Source organism: Hymenobacter antarcticus (assembly GCF_039539545.1).
GTDB lineage: Bacteria > Bacteroidota > Bacteroidia > Cytophagales > Hymenobacteraceae > Hymenobacter > Hymenobacter antarcticus.
On record NZ_BAABDI010000009.1, the window covers coordinates 25,739 to 42,592 of the forward strand.

General features: G+C 61.1%; 15 protein-coding genes. 5 read left to right on the forward strand and 10 right to left on the reverse strand.

The window, feature by feature from the left end; all coding sequences use genetic code 11:
* Window positions 1-72: 72 nt before the first annotated feature.
* The 4 genes from ABD819_RS08330 to ABD819_RS08345 form a co-directional block, all read right to left on the reverse strand.
* Complete coding sequence (locus ABD819_RS08330; RefSeq protein ID WP_345122999.1) at window positions 73-1,896, reverse strand: alpha-amylase family glycosyl hydrolase; 1,824 nt, start codon at window positions 1,894-1,896, stop codon at window positions 73-75.
* 117 nt (window positions 1,897-2,013) lie between these two features.
* A complete protein-coding gene (locus ABD819_RS08335; RefSeq protein ID WP_345123001.1) occupies window positions 2,014-2,721 on the reverse strand; it encodes an SDR family oxidoreductase in 708 nt (235 codons plus the stop codon).
* Between the two features lie 153 nt (window positions 2,722-2,874).
* Complete coding sequence (locus ABD819_RS08340) at window positions 2,875-4,764, reverse strand: alpha-amylase family glycosyl hydrolase (RefSeq protein WP_345123003.1); 1,890 nt, start codon at window positions 4,762-4,764, stop codon at window positions 2,875-2,877.
* Between the two features lie 135 nt (window positions 4,765-4,899).
* Window positions 4,900-6,345, reverse strand: a complete 1,446-nt coding sequence (locus ABD819_RS08345) for a hydrolase (protein WP_345123005.1) — start codon at window positions 6,343-6,345, stop codon at window positions 4,900-4,902.
* Between the two features lie 514 nt (window positions 6,346-6,859).
* On the opposite strand from ABD819_RS08345, the gene glgP reads away from it, so the two are divergent.
* The 3 genes from glgP (at window position 6,860) to ABD819_RS08360 (ending at window position 9,771) form a co-directional block, all read left to right on the forward strand.
* On the forward strand, window positions 6,860-8,509 hold the full coding sequence (glgP, locus tag ABD819_RS08350) for an alpha-glucan family phosphorylase (protein ID WP_345123007.1): 1,650 nt from the start codon (window positions 6,860-6,862) through the stop codon (window positions 8,507-8,509).
* A 161-nt stretch (window positions 8,510-8,670) separates the two neighbouring features.
* Window positions 8,671-9,333, forward strand: a complete 663-nt coding sequence (locus ABD819_RS08355) for an SOS response-associated peptidase (protein WP_345123009.1) — start codon at window positions 8,671-8,673, stop codon at window positions 9,331-9,333.
* An 87-nt stretch (window positions 9,334-9,420) separates the two neighbouring features.
* A complete protein-coding gene (locus ABD819_RS08360; protein WP_345123011.1) occupies window positions 9,421-9,771 on the forward strand; it encodes a hypothetical protein in 351 nt (116 codons plus the stop codon).
* Between the two features lie 28 nt (window positions 9,772-9,799).
* Here ABD819_RS08360 and ABD819_RS08365 read toward each other — a convergent pair whose 3' ends face one another.
* From ABD819_RS08365 to ABD819_RS08380, 4 genes are all read right to left on the reverse strand, one after another.
* A complete protein-coding gene (locus ABD819_RS08365; RefSeq protein ID WP_345123013.1) occupies window positions 9,800-11,356 on the reverse strand; it encodes an alpha/beta hydrolase family protein in 1,557 nt (518 codons plus the stop codon).
* A 297-nt stretch (window positions 11,357-11,653) separates the two neighbouring features.
* Complete coding sequence (locus tag ABD819_RS08370) at window positions 11,654-11,848, reverse strand: hypothetical protein (protein ID WP_345123015.1); 195 nt, start codon at window positions 11,846-11,848, stop codon at window positions 11,654-11,656.
* Between the two features lie 52 nt (window positions 11,849-11,900).
* Window positions 11,901-12,356, reverse strand: coding sequence for a septal ring lytic transglycosylase RlpA family protein (locus ABD819_RS08375; protein ID WP_345123017.1), 456 nt, complete (start codon window positions 12,354-12,356; stop codon window positions 11,901-11,903).
* Window positions 12,357-12,363: 7 nt separating this feature from the next.
* On the reverse strand, window positions 12,364-13,248 hold the full coding sequence (locus tag ABD819_RS08380; RefSeq protein ID WP_345123019.1) for a glycoside hydrolase family 25 protein: 885 nt from the start codon (window positions 13,246-13,248) through the stop codon (window positions 12,364-12,366).
* A gap of 87 nt (window positions 13,249-13,335) precedes the next feature.
* On the opposite strand from ABD819_RS08380, the gene ABD819_RS08385 reads away from it, so the two are divergent.
* Entirely contained in the window at window positions 13,336-13,611 is a 276-nt protein-coding gene (locus tag ABD819_RS08385; RefSeq protein ID WP_345123021.1) for a VF530 family protein, read from the forward strand.
* A 5-nt stretch (window positions 13,612-13,616) separates the two neighbouring features.
* On the forward strand, window positions 13,617-13,949 hold the full coding sequence (locus tag ABD819_RS08390; protein WP_345123023.1) for a hypothetical protein: 333 nt from the start codon (window positions 13,617-13,619) through the stop codon (window positions 13,947-13,949).
* Window positions 13,950-14,290: 341 nt separating this feature from the next.
* Here ABD819_RS08390 and ABD819_RS08395 read toward each other — a convergent pair whose 3' ends face one another.
* Both ABD819_RS08395 and ABD819_RS08400 read right to left on the reverse strand, forming a co-directional pair.
* The gene (locus tag ABD819_RS08395) at window positions 14,291-14,674 is read right to left on the reverse strand and encodes an Hsp20/alpha crystallin family protein (RefSeq protein WP_345123025.1); all 384 of its coding nucleotides are present in this window, start codon (window positions 14,672-14,674) and stop codon (window positions 14,291-14,293) included.
* Window positions 14,675-14,913: 239 nt separating this feature from the next.
* Window positions 14,914-16,761: a BamA/TamA family outer membrane protein gene (locus ABD819_RS08400; RefSeq protein ID WP_345123027.1), complete on the reverse strand. Its 1,848-nt coding sequence runs from the start codon at window positions 16,759-16,761 to the stop codon at window positions 14,914-14,916.
* Window positions 16,762-16,854: the final 93 nt, after the last annotated feature.

Here is a 16,854-nt window from a genome sequence, read left to right on the forward strand (position 1 = left end):
GCTGCGAAGCCGCCACAAAGCGGACATTCGCAGCCTTCAAATTTAGTGCTTTACCCGCGTACTACGGCAACGTTACCGGGGCTTTATCTCGAAAATATAGGCGGAGAGTGGGGCCAGCGTCAGGTTGAGGGCATTGCGGGGCTCCTCGTCGGCGAGGAGGTTGGTGTAGGTATAGAATTTTTTCGTGCTCAGGCCCACGGCATCCATGGCCTGGGCGGGAAGGTTGATAACGGGCCGGTAGGTTTTGTCAGCTGAGAAATTCACCACTACCAGCAGCTTCTGCTTGTCGGTGAAGCGGAGGTAGGCGTAGAGGTGGCGCTGGTTGAATTCCTTGCCTAAGTTGTTGGCATCCTGTAGTTCGTAGAAGCGACCCTTGCGGATGGCTTCGCTGGTGCTGGCTACGGTGAGCAGGCGGGCGTAGAAGTCGCGCAGGCTTTTTTGCTCCGGGCTCAGCTTAGCCCCGTCGAACTTGCCCTGGTTCAGCCATTTCTGGTGCTCGGGCACGCCCCAGTAGTCGAAAATAGTGGTGCGGCCGTCCTCGCCGCTGAAGCCCTCGCTGCCGCTGGCGGGCTCGCCCAGCTCCTGGCCCATGTAGAGCATCACCGGTCCGCTGGCCAGCGTGGCGGTCACAGTCATGGCCGGAATGGCGCGGCGCGGGTCGGTGGCAAAGTCTTTGGAGGCGATGCGCTGCTCGTCGTGGTTTTCGAGAAAGCGCAGCATGCGCGACGAAAACCCGTTGCTTTCCTCTTTCCAGACGCGGGTGATTTCCTCGGTGCTGCTTTCCTGGCGCATCAGCTTGCGCAGGCCGTCGTAGAGGCCCACTTTATCGTAGAGGTAGTCGAATTTGCCTTTGTCGAGGTAGGTTTTATACTCCTTCGGGTTGTAGGCTTCGGCGATGAAAACGATGTCGGGCTTCACCTTTTTCACTTCCGGAATTACGTAGGCCCAGAACTCGACGGGCACCATCTCGGCCACGTCGCAGCGGAAGCCATCCACGTTTTTGCCGGCCCAGTACACCAGGATGTCGCGCATCTTCTTCCACGTATCGGGTACGGTTTCGAAGTGGTTTTTGCGGCCATTCTGGTAATCCACGCCGTAGTTCAGCTTGATGGTTTCAAACCAGTCGTCAACCTTGGGGGCTTCCGAAAACACGTCGTTGCCGGTAGCTTTGGCGGGCACCTCGAAGAACTTGCCGTCCTCGCGCGGGCCCTTCAGCGCGCCCAGCGGGTTGTAGCCGGCGGGCACCACAAAGTTCTTGCCGGGCAGGTAGTAGAAATTATTATTCGGGACGAAGGCCTTGGTCTTATCATCGGTCGCACCCAGGTCAATCACGCCCAGCGGCTTGGCATCCGACTTGTAGGTGCGGGCTACGTGGTTGGGGATGAAGTCCATGAGGACTTTCAGGCCGTGGTCGTGGGTGCGCTTGATGAGGGCTTCGTACTCCGGCATGCGGTTTTTCACCACCACGGCCAGGTCGGGGTCCACGTCATAATAGTCCCGAATGGCGTAGGGCGAGCCGGCGCGGCCCTTCACCACGTCGGCGTCGTCGGCCGGAATGCCCGCGGCGGAGTAGTCCGTCATGGTGGCGTGCTCAATCACGCCGGTGTACCAGACGTGGCTCACCCCCAGCTTCTTGATTTCGTCGAGGGCCTTGTCGGTGATGTCGTTAAACTTGCCGCAGCCGTTCTCGCCGATGGTGCCGTAAGGCTTGTTGAGGGCCACTTTGTTGCCAAACAGGCGCGTCATCAACTGGTAAATAACCAGCTTATGGTCCTGCGGCACTTCCGCGGTGGTATTGGGGTCGGTGACAGCGGTGCGTTTCGTGGGCACGGGTGGTTTGGGCAAAGAGAAAGCAGCCAAAGTGATAAGGCTACCAGCCAGCAACAGTTTTTTCATGATGCGGCAAGATAAGGCTTCACTAGGTGATTAATGATTAGTGGTCAGTGGTTAATGATTTAAAAATAGCGTTATGATGGTATTAACCACTGACCATTAATCATTAACCATTATAAATTACCATTCCTGGGTAAGTGGATGCAGCATAAGCTCATCAATTACCACGTGGGCCGGGGCCTCCAGCACGTAGCGCACAGCCTGGGCCACATCGGCGGGGCGGAGGTGGGTTTTTTCGGCTTCGGCGCTGCCGGGCCTGGTGTCGTTGAAGTAGGTATCGACCAGGCCGGGGTAAATGGTGCTGACCTTGATGCCGTGCGGGCGCACTTCCTTGCGCAGGCTGCCGAGCATGGCATCCTGGGCATACTTGCTGGCCCCGTAGGCGGTGCCGTGGGCGAAGGTGCGCTTGGCTACATCGGAGGTAATGCCCACGATATGGCCCTTTTTCTGGGCTTTGAAATAGGGCACCACGGCTTTGCAGAGCAGGAAAGTGCCCTTCACGTTGGTATCGAATATCCGGTCCCATTCGGTAGCGCTGAAATTTTCCAGCTCATTGAACGAGCCCACGCCGGCGTTGCACACCACGATGTCGAGGCGGCCGTACTGGCGCAGGGTCTCGGCCACTACGTGGGCGGCATCGGTAGCATCGGCTACATCGGCAACGATGCCCAGGCCGTGGGTTTTATTCGTGAGCTCGATGAGCTCGTCTTCGCTGCGGGCCACGGCTACTACTTTGGCTCCTTGCAGGGCTAATAGTAGTGCAATGGCTTTGCCAATGCCGCGGCTGGCCCCGGTCACGATGGCAACTTGGTCGGTGAGGTCGTTCATGAGCGCAAGGTTTCGCTAAGTGAAAAAAGAAAGTTTCGCAAAGGTCGTTCGCGAGGCAGGCGACATTGGAGACAAGGCACAATGGCAGCAGGAAGTTACAAAAGCTCCCCTGCCTTCGCGGGACTTGATTTTCCAACTTTGCGAGACTTTGCGCTACCGCCGCAGCTCCACCACCCACGCCGTGTGCGCCGGCACCCGCAACGTCTTCAAATCCGAAATAGCCGCCCCGCTCACCACCTCCACGCCGGACGAAAACCCGTCCGTCCGCTCCGCGAAGCGGGTGCCGTCCACCGTCTTCTCGTCCTTGGTGTTGTTGGCAATCACCATCACGCACTCCGTATCCGAGTACCGGAAATACGTGTATACGCCATCCTGCGGGATAAACTGCATCAGCTTGCCCGAGCTCAGCACCGGGTGCGCCTTGCGGTAGGTTGCCAGCTTGCTCACGTAGTCGAAGGCCTCGCCCGCCTGGCCGGGCCGGGAAGAGAAGTAATTTACTTTATCCCCCACAAACCCACCGGGAAAGTCCTCCCGCACCTTGCCGTCGGGGTTCGAGAAGTTCTTCATCAGCACTTCGGTGCCGTAGTAAAGCTGGGGCGTGCCGCGCAGGGTGAGCAGCCAGGCAATACTGGTTTTGAATTTGTTAAAATCCTCCCCAATCACCGAGTAGAAGCGGCTCATGTCGTGGTTGTCGAGGAAAAGCACGTTGCGCGTAGCGTCCACATACAGCCAGTCGGCCTGCAGGGCGTGGTAGAGCTTGCTCAGGTCGCCGTTCTCCGTTTTGAGCGCGTCGGAGATAGCGAAGGCAATCTGAAAATCGAGCACGCCCGGCAGGTTCGATTTGAAGCCGTTCACCGGCGGCAGAATGTTCTGGGCGAAGAAGGCCTGCTCCGCCTCGGTGCCTTCCCAGGCCTCGCCAAACAGCGTCAGCCTGGGAAATTCTTCCGCAATGGCCTTGCCCCAGGCCATGAGGAATTGCGGCTCCGAATACGGGTAGGTATCAATGCGGTACCCGTCAAGGCCCGTTGATTCCACCCACCACAGAAAATTCTGAATCAAATACGTTGCTACCAGCGGGTTGCCCTGGTTCACGTCGGGCATGGTCGTGTCGAACCAGCCGTCGTTGAAAAGCGTGTAATCGCGCTTCGAGCCGTACGGGTCGTTGAGGGCGAAGGCGTTGTAGTTGCTGCGCGTGAAGCTGGGGAACTGGTGAAACCAGTCGGCCGCCGGCTTGTCCAGAAACAGGTAATGGTAGCTGCCCCAGTGGTTCAGCACGATGTCCTGCACCACTTTCAGGCCGTCGGCGTGCGCGGCTTTCACAAATTGCGCGTACTCGGCGTTGGTGCCGTAGCGCGGGTCAATCCGGTAGCCATCCGTTACGGCGTAGCCGTGGTAGCTGGCTTTAGGCATGTCGTTTTCCACCAGCGGCGTGGGCCAGATGGCCGTGACCCCCAGCTGCTTGAAGTAGGCAAAGTGGTTTTGAATGCCCCGGATGTCGCCGCCGTGGCGGGCGTACATCGAGTCGCGGGCAATGTGATTGACGCGGGTGCCCTTCACCACGTCGTTTTTCGGGTCGCCGTTCGAGAAACGGTCGGGCATCAGCATGTAAATAAAATCGGCCTGGGTGAGACCCTGCGTGCGCTGCGGGTCGGTGCTGCGGGCGCGTAGCGCGTAGGCATACGTCAGTTTCTTACTGCCCTTGAATTCCAGTTTGAGCTGGCCCGGTTTGGCATCCGGACCAATGGTGAGGTTGATGACCAGGTAGTTGGCGCTTTCCACCTTCTGCACCCCGTCCAGTGTCACGCCGGGATAGGCGGCCAGCGTGGCCGTGCTATTGCCAATGCTGGGGCCGTGCACCAGCAATTGCAGCTTGGGGTTCTTCATGCCCACCCACCAAAACGCCGGGTCGACGCGCATGATGCCGGGTACTGGCTTGGCAGCAGCAGTAGCCGCCGAAGCCAGAGATGTTTCGGCCCAGGCTGGCGAGGCAACTGCGGCGGCGAGCAAAGCAGCAGCCAACCGGAAAAAACGTGAATAGCCCATCAGAAATAAACCGGAATGAGCCCCAAAAGTAACGGCTGTGGCCACCCGTTGCTGCTGGACTGGCCAAAAAAAGCCCGCAACCGGAGCGGCTGCGGGCTTGGAAATCAAAGGCGGTTGGGTGAAATCAGCCGGGCGCTATTGCAGCTTGGCGAGCCAGAGCGAGGCGTTGAGGTGCAGGCGGGGCGTGCTCACGTTTTCGCCCCAGCCGTTGTACACGGTGTTGCCGGGCGAGCCGGTGCCGTCGTCGGCCGGCGAGGAGTCGCCGATAACCACCACGCGGCCCGTGCCGAAGGTGCTGCTGGCGGCCATCGCCAGGTTGTTGCCCTGGCCGGCGGTGCTGCGCCACACCAGGCCCTGTACCGTGCTGTTGGCGGTGGGGTTCAGCGTCATGGTCGCGCCGTTGTGGAACGAGAGCTGCGACACCAGGCCCTGCGAGCCATTCATAATGGGGTTGGTGCCGGTCCGGACGTTGCTGCTGTTTTCCACGATATTGTCGGAATTCACCGAGAAGCCAAATGGATTGGCCTGCACCGAGTTGTTGCTCATTAGGTCGTTCCAGATTTGGGGCGAGTCGTAGCCGTCGTTGTTGCGGTCCGAAATAATGTGGTCCGAAATCATGAACAGGCCGCCGCCGTTCTGCACGAACCGCAGGATGGCCGTTTTCTCGGCTGCCGAGAAAATAACGTTGGGCTCATCAACCACAAACACGCTGTAGTTGGCCAAATCCTGGGGGTTGGCAGCGTTGCCGTAGCTGATGGCCGTGCCGGCGGGCAGCTGCTCCACGGTGTGGCCCAGCTTGGCCAGGGCCACGCCCCAGGCCGAAACTGCGCCGGTCCAGTACGTTTCGGGCGTACTGCTCGTGATGCCGCTCTGGGCGGGCGTGGGGTAGCGCGAGGCCACGCCGCTGTTCACGTCCAGCACCCAGTCGGCGTTGCCGGCCAGCTCTCCGTGCGAGCCGTCGAAGAGGAATTTCTTGCTGCCGCCGGTGGGCGGGGGTGTGGTGGTGCCGCCGCTATAGCTCTCCACCGTGATGTTGTCGAAGTTGAGGCGGCCGGTGCTGGCGTCGGTTTTGCGCACCTGCAGGCGCACGGTGCCGGTCAGGTTTACGGTGAAAGAGGCCGTGCTCAGCGCAGTGCTGCTGCTGGTGATGGTGCTGCCCACTTTGGCGTAGGAAGCGCCGCTGTTGGCGGAGGCCCACAGCTCCCAGGTGCCGTTGCCGTCGGTGCCGTAGCGGGCGTGGCCCACGGTCACTACGCCAGCGCCGCCGCTCAGGTTAAAATTCATGCTCAGCGAACCGCTGTTGCGCACGCGGGCCGACTGCGTGCCCGTTTTGGCATCGGCGGTGGTGTTGCCCAGCAGGGCATCGTTCAGGGTCCAGGCTCCCGAAGCCAGCGTGACGCTGCCCGTGGTGTAAGCCGTTTTGGTGCCGGTTTCAAATCCTTCCGGAAAGCCGGGGGCCGACACGTCCTGCGAGGCAACGGCGGCGACAGGGGCTTCCGGCGTGGGCTCCGACTTGGAGCAGCTCGAAAATAACAAGGCTCCCAAAAGTGGCGCTACCAGGTAGCGGGCTGAAAATGTCATGCGCATACGGTTGAAAATGAGCTTGAAAACGTGTGAATTACGCCGGCAAAGCTAGGGTAATTAATCAGGAGCAGGGCTATGTTTAAGGTTAAACAATTGTGTCTTTTTCTAAAAAATGCCTCATTGTTTAAGAATATTATATGAAAAGCACCTCTGGTTGCCTCGATAATGCAATGTTGGTGAAGTGAGCATAAGCCGTGGACATCGGTCTGCTAGCCCATTGCCGTTTTACTGCGGCCAAGCGGTGAATTACCCAAGAAACCCGGCAGTTCTGAGGAACGTGAGCAGGCATATAGTGAAAGTGTAATGCTTGCCGCTTGTATTTGATTAGGTGGTAGTTATTGCCGGTATCGTTTCGGGTGAGTAGCAGGGGCTATTGCGGCCGGTCACGTTATTATTTGCCGAAAGCTTCGGACCTTGCGACGGTATTGGGCTGCGGCTGAACGGTTAGCAGCTTGTTTTTTCACCTTGCATTTCTCTTGAGCGCGGCCGTGGCCCGCGTGCTGTATTCCTTATGGCATTCACCTTTAAACCCTACACGCCGGCTGCCAAATACAAGACGGCCGCCGCGTATTTCTCGATGGAGTTCGCCGTCGACCAGGCCCTGAAAACCTACTCCGGGGGGCTGGGCTTTCTGGCCGGCTCGCACATGCGCTCGGGCTACGAGTTGAAGCAAAACCTGGTGGGTATCAGCATCCTGTGGAGCTTTGGCTACTACGACCAGGGCCGCAACGAGGACCAGAGCATGCGGGCCGATTTCCGCCACAAGTACTACTCGTTTCTGGAAGACACCGGCCTAGTGTTCCCCATCACCATTCACGGGGCCGATGTGTACGTGAAGGCCCTGTACCTGGCCCCGGAGGTATTTGGTACGGTGCCGATGTTCTTCCTCACCACCGACATCGCCGAGAATGACCACCTCTCGCGCACCATCTCGCACCACCTCTACGACCCGGACGCCGCCGCTCGCGTGGCCCAAAGCATCCTGCTGGGCGTGGGCGGCGGGCGGCTGCTCGACCTGCTGGGCCGCCACACCGACGTATACCACCTCAACGAAGGCCACGGCCTGCCGCTGGCGTTCTACCTCTACGAAAAGCACGGCCGCGACCTGGCCGAGGTGCAGAAGCGCCTCGTGTTCACGACGCACACCCCCGAGCTGGCCGGCAACGAGGAGCGCCCCATGAAGCTGCTCACGGACATGAGCTTTTTCGGCGCGGTACCAGCGGAAGAAATCCGCCGCGTGGCCCACATCGGGGAGGGCGACTCGCTCAACTACACGCTCACGGCCCTGCGCTTTGCCCGCAAGGCCAACGCCGTGAGCAAGGTGCACGGCATCGTGAGCCTCGAAATGTGGGGTCATTACAAAGGCATCTGCCCCATCATTCCCATCACCAACAGCCAGAATGGGGCCTACTGGCGCGACCCGCAGCTGGCCGCCGCCCTCAAAGGCAAGGACGACGCCGCCCTGCTGGCCCGCAAGCAGGAGCTGAAAAAGGACCTGTTTAAGATTGTGGCCGACCAGACCGGCAACATCTTCGACCCCGAGGTGCTGACCGTGGTGTGGGCCCGCCGCTTTGCCGGCTACAAGCGCGCCGATTTGATTCTGCACCATTTCGACCGGTTTGTGCAGCTGGCCAACGATGCCAAGCGCCCCATTCAGATGATTTGGGCCGGCAAGCCGTATCCGAAAGACTACGGTGCCGTGGCGCTGTTCAATGAAATCATCAAGCGCACGGCGTACCTGAAGAACTGCGCGGTGCTCACCGGCTACGAGCTGGGCCTGTCGGCCGCCCTCAAAAAGGGCTCTGATATCTGGCTGAACACGCCCCGCTTCCCGCGTGAGGCCAGCGGCACCAGCGGCATGACCGCCGCCATGAACGCCAGCGTGAACCTGAGCATTGCCGACGGCTGGATTCCCGAATTCTGCCGCCACGGCGAAAATGGCTTCCTCATCGCCCACGCCGACGAAACCCGGCCCGATGCCGAGAAGGACGACCAGGAAGCCACCGCTCTCCTCGACGTGCTGGAGCACACCGTGGTACCGATGTACTACGACCAGCCCAAGAACTTCCTGAAAGTGGTGAAAACCGCCATGAAGGACGTGGAGCCCGAGTTCGAGTCGGGCCGCATGGCCAAGGAATACTACGAGCAGCTGTACAAGTAAAAAGGAAGGCTTGATGGAGTAACCAGCACGTCATGCTGAGCTTGCCGAAGCATCTCTCCCGCGCAACTAACGTAATCAACTGCGTTACTGCTGCAGTAGAGATGCTTCGGCCAGCTCAGCATGACGTGCTGTTTTGATTTCCACCTACCCACCTCACCGCCATGTGTGGTCGTTATACCTTCATCACGCCCGCGCCAGCTATTGAGCAGCGCTTCGATGCTCAGTTTACCGATGCGGCCCCGACCACGTACAACGCCGCGCCGTCGCAGCGGCTACCGGTTATCACCAATGCCGCGCCGCACCAGATTCAGCTGCTGAGCTGGGGCCTCGTGCCATCCTGGAGCCGCGACCCGCCCAGCGGCCCCAAGCCCATCAACGCCCGCGCCGAAACCCTGGCTGAGAAGCCCACCTTCCGGCAGCTGCTGGACCGGCGGCGCTGCCTCGTGCTGGCCGATAGTTTCTACGAGTGGCAGGCCACCCCGGCGGGCAAGGTGCCGCACCGCATTTTGCTGCGCGATGAGCGGCCCTTCGCCTTCGCGGGCCTCTGGGACGAGTGGCTCGACCGCAGCACCGGTGAGCTGCACCCCACTTTCACCATCATCACCACCGAGCCCAATGCGCTGATGGCCGGCATTCACAACCGCATGCCCGTCATCCTGCCCAGCCGCGCCGCCGAGCAAGCCTGGCTCAACGACGGCGCGGGCCTGGCCGCGCACCAGCACCAACTGCTGCCCTACGATGCCGCCGCCATGCGCGAGTACGCCATCAGTACGCGCGTGAACTCGCCGGCCAACAACGACCCTGAAGTGCTGGAAGCAGCCTGATTATACACTGGAATGCCCAAGGCCGGTCGCATTGTTGCGGGCGATTCGTGTTACTTTGCCGGCATGAACTGGCGTAATCCCTGGCTTTTGCCACTTCTTATTTTCGTGCTGGCCTCGGCCGTGCAGCTCGATGCGCCGTGGTGGAGCATGGCCGTAGTCGCGTTCATCGTGGGCCTGGCCATCGCGCCCACGGGCCGCGTGGCCTTCTGGGCCGGCTTCGTGGGGGCAGGGCTCAGCTGGCTGGTGCCCGCGGCCTGGCTTGCGTATCAAAACGACGGCCTGCTGGCCCAGCGGGTGGCCCAGCTCCTGCCGTTGGGGGGCTCTGCAGCCGCCTTGGTTATCGTTACGGCCCTGATTGCCGGCTTGGTAGGCGGCCTGGCAGCTCTGGCGGGCGTATGGCTGCGGGAGGCGTTTCGGCCCACGCCGCAGGTGCGCTAACCGGCACATTGCCGAGTACGGGGCTCGACTATTTCACCTGCTGAAACACCCACTCGCGGATGGTTTCCAGCGCATCGGTAGAAGCTACTGGGGGCTGGGCGCTGCCATTGGCCAGCGCCTGCTCGCTGGTCGGAGTCTGAAAGCTGTGGTTCACGCCTTCCAGCTTCTCAATGTTCACGCGCTTATTGCCCTTGAACCCTTTTTCCAGCGCCGCCAGGTTGGTGGCCATCGGTACCTGCGTATCGGCGGTGCCGTGCAGCAGCAGGGCGGGGCAGGCTACCTTGCCCAACTCCGCCTGCGGGTTAAAGGTCAGAAACGAGCGGTACCAGGCACTGGTGAGCTGGCCGGCCCGGGCCTGCGCCGCGGCCGAGGCCAAACCCGGATAAATCTGCTTCAGCATATTGGCCACAATGGCCTGGGCCTGGGCATTATCGTGCGTCTGCCGGATAATTTCGAGCATGGCGTACTGCCGCTTGTACAGCGCGTCGCTACGCTTTTTGGCTTCGGTGCTCAGGCGCAGCTGCTCTTGGGCCACGCGCACCTGCACCTGGGTCGGGTTGTTGCCGGCGGCCAGCTGCTTTTTGGCTTCGCGGCGGGCTACGGTCATGGCCTGGGCATAGCGGGTGCTCTGAGCCAGTTGGGCGGTATCGGGCTCCCCGGGCTGGTTCACCAGCGAGGTTTGCCGGGCCAGCAGCTCCTGGCCATTGACGCCGGCCGCGCCCAGCGCCACCAGAAACGCCGGAGCCGGTGCCTGCGCCGCCGCCAAGAGGGCTACGTTGGCTCCTTCGCCGTGCCCCAGCAGGCCCACGCGCAGTGGGTCGATACCCGGCCGGGTGCGCAGAAAGTTCAGTGCCGACTGGGCATCGGCCACCAGCTCGGTGCCGGTGCTGGCGGCGGGCACGCCCACGGAACGGCCGGTGCCGCGGTCATCGAGGCGCAGCACGGCCAGGCCCTGCCGGGTGAGGTAGTCGGCCAGCTCGGCCAGCAGGCTGTAGGTGCCGCTGGCTTGCTCCGGCGTGCCCACGTCGGAGAGCAGCACCACGGCCGGAAAGGGGCCGTTGCCGGCCGGTAAGCTCAGGGTGCCGCCCAGCCCGATTTCGCTGTTGCTGCTGCTAGCGCTGCTCACCCGCACGTCTTCGGTGCGGTAGGTGGCGGCGGGGCGCACGGCCACTACCGCACCCGCTTCATTGCCGCTCTGCGCCACCCGGTCCAGCACCAGCACCGTCCGGAAGCCGGGTTGCTGCCACATTCCACGCAGCCGCTGGCCGTCGGCCACGGGTTGCCCGGCAAACCGGCAGCCAGCCTTATCAGCGTAAAACACCACGCTGTCGGCACTGCTGCCGATGCGCATAGCGCTGTTGTTGATGCGCGCGGCGGCCATATGCAGCACGGCCGCCGTGCCCCCATCGGGCAGCAGGCTCACCGTGATGGATACTGAGCGGCTTCCACCTGGCACGGGCAGTACGCCTGCCCATTGGCCCAGGAGTTGTTCGTTGTCGAGTACTTCTTTGGGGGCGGCAGTAGCAAGCACACCGGTGATAAGAAGTAAAACCGTAGCAATGAGCAGTAAACGAACGTTTTTCATGTCCTATGGCTTAACAGATGCAGAAAAAAGTATAGCAATACTTCATGTTTATAAATAATCTTGTTATTCAAAAGTACAATAATTTCTTGCTTAAAGAAATATATTAACTATTTAACTCAAATACTTTTTTTTAACTGGTATGGCTGAGCTAATTCAAGCCGAGATACTTTGTCAATCAGCAATGAATAAAAAATTAAAATACTGATTATTAATTATTTACGTCATGTGTGGTTCGAAAAAAAGCCCCGCTCTGCTGAGCGACAGCAGGGCGGGGTAAAAAAATAGTTCAGGTTTTGGCTAGTTGGCCGTGTACCAGGTCAGGATTTCCAGGCCGGCGGCATTGCTTTCGGCTTCTACTACTTCGTTAATCACATACTGGATTTCGGCTTCGGACCATTCTTCGTCTTCAGCGGCGGGTACCCAGAGGTCGAGGGCAGCGTAGCGGTTGGTGTCGGGAGGAAGAATCCACCGCACTTTTTTACGGATGTTCATGCTAATGGGCAAGGAGTGTTGTGAGATTTTTACAGTATAAACGGCTACTTGGCTAGCGGTTGGCCGTTGCCGCCCGAATGACGGTCAGCTCCACCGGCACCACGCCGGCTTCGATGATGTCGAGCTGCACGGCGGCCCGGCGCGACACATCCACGATGTAGCCTTTGGTGTGCGGGCCCCGGTCGGTCACGGTCACTTCTACCGAGTGGCCGTTGCGGGTGTTGGTGACGCGAATGAGGGTGCCGAAGGGTAGGGTGTTGTGGGCGGCGGTCATTTCGCCGGGGCGGTAGATGGAGCCGCTGGCCGTGGCCCGGCCCGCGAATTTGGCGGCGTAGTAGGAACCCAGGCCTTTCTGGGTGTAGGTGCCGCGGGGCGCTTTGGGGGCCGCCTTCGGGCCGTTGCTCGCGCTGCGACTGCTGCTGCACGATGATGCCAGCAGCGCCAGCGCCAGGAGCAGCACGGGCAGTGTGCCGGCATAGAGAATTTTGGACTGTCGATACAAATTCATCTGAAATTTATAAGTGCCGGGCAGTTTTTGGCTTGCCCGTCTTTTTCGGTACGGCTGCTGCGGGCACCCGCAGTGCCTGTAACGCCTCAAAATTGCCCTGGAACACGTTGAAATCGACCACGCCCCGGATGCCGGGCACGTGGGATTCGTCGGAGTGCTGCCAGATTATCCACTTGCTGCGGGGCATGCTGGGGCGCTCCACCTCGTAGTGGGCCAGCCAGAGCGGGTAGTCGTCGAAATGCCCGGCCAGGTGGCGCTTGTAAAAGCTGTGGTTGGAATAGAGGATGGGCCGCACGCCGTAGTGCGCCTCAATGAGGCGGAGCCAGCGGGCTACTTCGCGGCGCAGCACGGCCACGTCGTGGAAGTTGGCGGCTTCCACATCGAGCACGGGCGGCAGGTCGCCGGGAGCCAGGGGCACCGTGCGGGCAAAGAGGTCGGCCTGAATCTGGCCGTCGCGGTTGGGCTGGAAGTAGTGGTAAGCACCGCGCAGCACGCCGGCCGCCCGGGCCTCGCGCCAGTTGCGGGCAAAGCGCTGGTCGCGTAGCGTACCGCCCTCACTGGCCTTGATGAAGGCAAACCGCACGCGGTTGCGCGCCACTTCGGGCCAGTCAATGCGGCCCTGGTAAGCCGATACATCGATGCCATGCACTGAATAGCCGGCCAGCAGCGGCGTCTTTTCGCGGCCAGTGAGGCCGCCTTTGGTGAAGGTGGCCCAGGCCCGGCGGGCGTAGCGGTTCAGCTGCACCTGATGGCGCAGGTAGTAGGCGCCCGCCAGCGCCAGGCCCAACAGCAGGGCCAGCAGCAGCCCGCGCCGCCACGGTCCCCGGGGGGCGCGGCGTGGCCGGGGCGACGCCCGGGGTGAGGCAACTGAAGCGGAGGAAAGCGGAGGCATTGCCCAAAAATAACGTCCGGCCGCGACCCATCGTGCGTTGGGCCCCGGCTTTTCACCAACTTTGCACTTTCGCTTGCCCCTTTTGCTATGTCTTTTCTCCGCGCTGCCGATGCCCGCGACGAGTCCGGCCACCTCATCCGCGAGCTGCACGGCGTCAACCTGACCACTATTCTCGAGTACCTGGTGGCGGCCTACGGCTGGCCCGAGCTCGATGCGCGGCTGCGCATGAACTGCTTCGCGGATAGCCCCAGCGTCAAGTCGTCGCTCACGTTTTTGCGGCGCACGCCCTGGGCCCGCACCAAGGTTGAAGAACTTTACATCAAAGCCCGCTCGGCCGAAGTGCAGGGCCGGCCCCGTCCGTAATAGCTATGGCCGATGTCGCCAAAAAATCTTCCAAAATGGCGCTGCTGGCCGGGCTGGCCTGGTTCATCGCCTTCGAAACGGTGGCTTTTTACGGCCTGCGCTACCTCACTTCGGGCCTGGGCGAAAGCAACCAGAATCAGCCCGAAAACACGATTGTGAGCAACTGGCTGAAGACGATGGTCTTCTTCGTGGCGCACCTGGCCCTGATTATTGCGGCCATGCTGGTGCTCAGCAACCGCCTGCCGCGCCACCACCGCGGCCAGATAATGGGCTGGTTCTACCTCGCGCTGGTCATGAGCTTCGTGCTCATTATCCCCTTGTTCGGGACCACGGATTAGCACGGATTTCAGCGGATTTCACGGATTTTGTAATCGACTGAGCAATCAAAGAGGCTTGCCAACTGGCAAGCCTCTTTTGGGTTTCTCTTCCAACAATAATCGACTACAAAATCCGTGAAATCCGCTAAAATCCGTGCTAATCCGTGGTCAAAGCAAAACCACCGCTGTGGGCGGTGGCTCAAGAGTGGAATCCCAAAACTGAAAAGTTGGTCGGTCGGCCCCGACGTTATCACTGGACTGCGGTGCCGGTCGGTCCCGGCGTTATGGTTGGGTTGGTAGGGTTGGTAGGGAAGGGACGGCAGCCGCCAAACAGCGACTGCCGTCTACTCAGGACCTACTATTTAATTGTGGCGAATGTCGATTTCGCGCTGCTGGTCATTCGTGTTGGAAAAGGGAATGCGTACGCGCAGCTCCTGGCCCTCGTGCACGGCGTCGATGCGGCTCAGGTCGAGGTTGTTGGGCAGGTCGAGGGTCTGCACGAAGAGGGGCGCGGCGAGCTGGTCGTCGGGCTCGTGGCGGTACTCTCCGAACACGGTGAGCTTCTGGTTATTGAGGACCACGCGGAAACGGTCGGCCGACACGGTGGGCATGGCCACGCGCAGAATCACACCCTTCGGAAGCTGGTCGACCCGAATTTGGGGCTGGGCTACGCCACCGCCAATGGTGTTGAGCAAGTCGAGCTGGGGAGCAATGTTGTGGATGAATTTCGAGCTGATAAGTTTCATGGCAAGGAGCCGGGTTTAGAGCGGCTTCGGACTTGCTATTACAAATGATGTACCAATCTGAATTACGGCTTATTCATGCTGAAAATCAGTCGTATTGGCGTGTTTTTTCGGGAACTTTTCCGATTTCGGCCAGGGTGTCGTAAAAGGGGCTTTGGGCAGTCAAAATGGCGGCCTAACCGGGACTTTAGGGGGCTTGGGTTTACGCCATTCAGGCGCGGACTCGCAGAGTCCACACTACGCTAGAACCGGCTGGTCAGGCCGAAGTGAATCTTGGAGGATTTCAGCTCAAAGGGCTGGCTCCTGGCCTGCCCGATGGAATACACAAACTGAAACAGTCCCGCCGCCGTGCGGAAGCTCAGGCCCGCACCGACGCCGGTGGGCTGGTCGTCGTATCGGTCGTTCTCTATATCGTGCCGCAGGTAAGCCTGGTCGGCAAACAAAAACACGTAGGAGTCGGCCCCGATAAACTGGCGGAACTCGGCCGTGGCCACGGCGTAGGAGCTGGTGTAGAACTGGTTTTCGTTGAAGCCCCGGAGAGAGTTCAGCCCGCCCAGCCGGAACAGGTCGTTGGTGAACAGGCGCGGGTTGAACAGGCCTTCGCCGCGCAGGCGGAGCAGCAGCACCCCGGCCCGCTTCACGGGCAGGTAGCGCTCGGCCCGCACGGCCAGCGAGTATTGCGTGGAACGCAGCGGAATACCCGCGTAGAGCTTGGGCCGCAGCTCGCTATTGATGCTGATGGTTTTGGTGCCCACCGCGCCCTGGGCGTTGAAGAGGTAGCCGCGATGCGGAAAAAACAGGTCGTCGAGGCTGTTCCAGGCGTAGCCCACGCCGTAGGAGTTGAACTGCGAGTCGAGGTTGGCGGGCAGCACGGCGGTGTCCTGCACGGCCTCAATGAAGGAGCCGCGCTGCTCGGCAAAAAAGCTGACGCGCCCGGCCTGCGCCGTGGGGTACGTGACCTGCAGCCGGGGCCGGATGATGGTGAAGGCGTCGGTCTGCTTATACAGGTTGAACGTGCCGGCCAGCTCCAGCGGCGTGCCGAAGAAGTTGGGATGCACGTACTGGGCGTCAAGCAGCTGCGAAAGCGCGTCGGTTTTGCGCCATTGCAGGCCCACCTGCTTGCCGCCGCCCTTGATATTACGCAGATTGATAGTGACTTCGCCCGTGAACTGCACGCCGGTCTGGTCGGCGTTGGCATTGGGCAGAATGCCCACAATGGCATCGAACTGGTTGCTGGGCCGCTCATCAAGCAGCAGGTAAACCCGCGCCCGGCCCTTGGCGAAGCGGATTTCGGGTTCGGCCCGTAGCTTCACGTAAGGTAACTGGCGCAGCAGCTGGGCGGCTGCCGCCACCCGCTGCTGGCTGAAGGGCTGCCCCGGAATAATCTGCAGATACTTGATGAGGAAACGCTTCTTGGTCTTGGTGTTGCCCACGATTTGCAAGGAGTCGAAAATCACCGCCCGCCCGCGTTTCAGCACCACGCGGCCCGAAATGTCGTGCCCGCTGAGCTGCACCGAATCGAGGCCAACGGTGGCAAAGGGGAAGCCCTGGTTCTCCGCTTCGGTGAGGACACGCTCCTGTAGCCTGGCCCAATCCTCAGGCATGAAAGGCGTATTGCGAAAGAACTTTTCGCGGTAGCCGGCGCGGGTGAGCAGGCCGTCGCCCAGGTTACCGTTGCGCAGGTAGGCCCAGCGGAACTGCTCGCCCACGTACAGGCGCACCCGCACGGTGTCGCGGGTCCAGCGCATGGTATCGGCCGAGGCGGTGAGGTAGGCATCGCCCTGCAGGGCCCGCACCAGCTCGCGCACTTGGCGCAGCGCGCTCAACGAGTCGGGTACGGTGGCGCGCACTTTGTAGCGGCGCAGCAAGGGCAGGTCGGCCGCTTCGGCATCCAGGCGCAGCACACGGGGGTGGGCCAGCACGCGGCGCGGGGCCGCCACCGGGACCGGCGTGGGCGGCGGCAGGGGCGGGGCCGCCAGGCCGGGCTGGTTGGGTGCGGTGGGGCTGAAGCCGGGCGTCTGGGCGCGGGCAACCGAGCCGGTGAGCAGCAGCAACATTCCCCAAAAACACAGCGAGAACCGGGTAGTCATTCGAGGGCACAACGCGAAAGCCGGCGTTTAATTTCCCGAAGGTAGAATGAAGGGCGCTGCTGCCGCCCATCTTGCTTCAGGGAGCCTGTAACC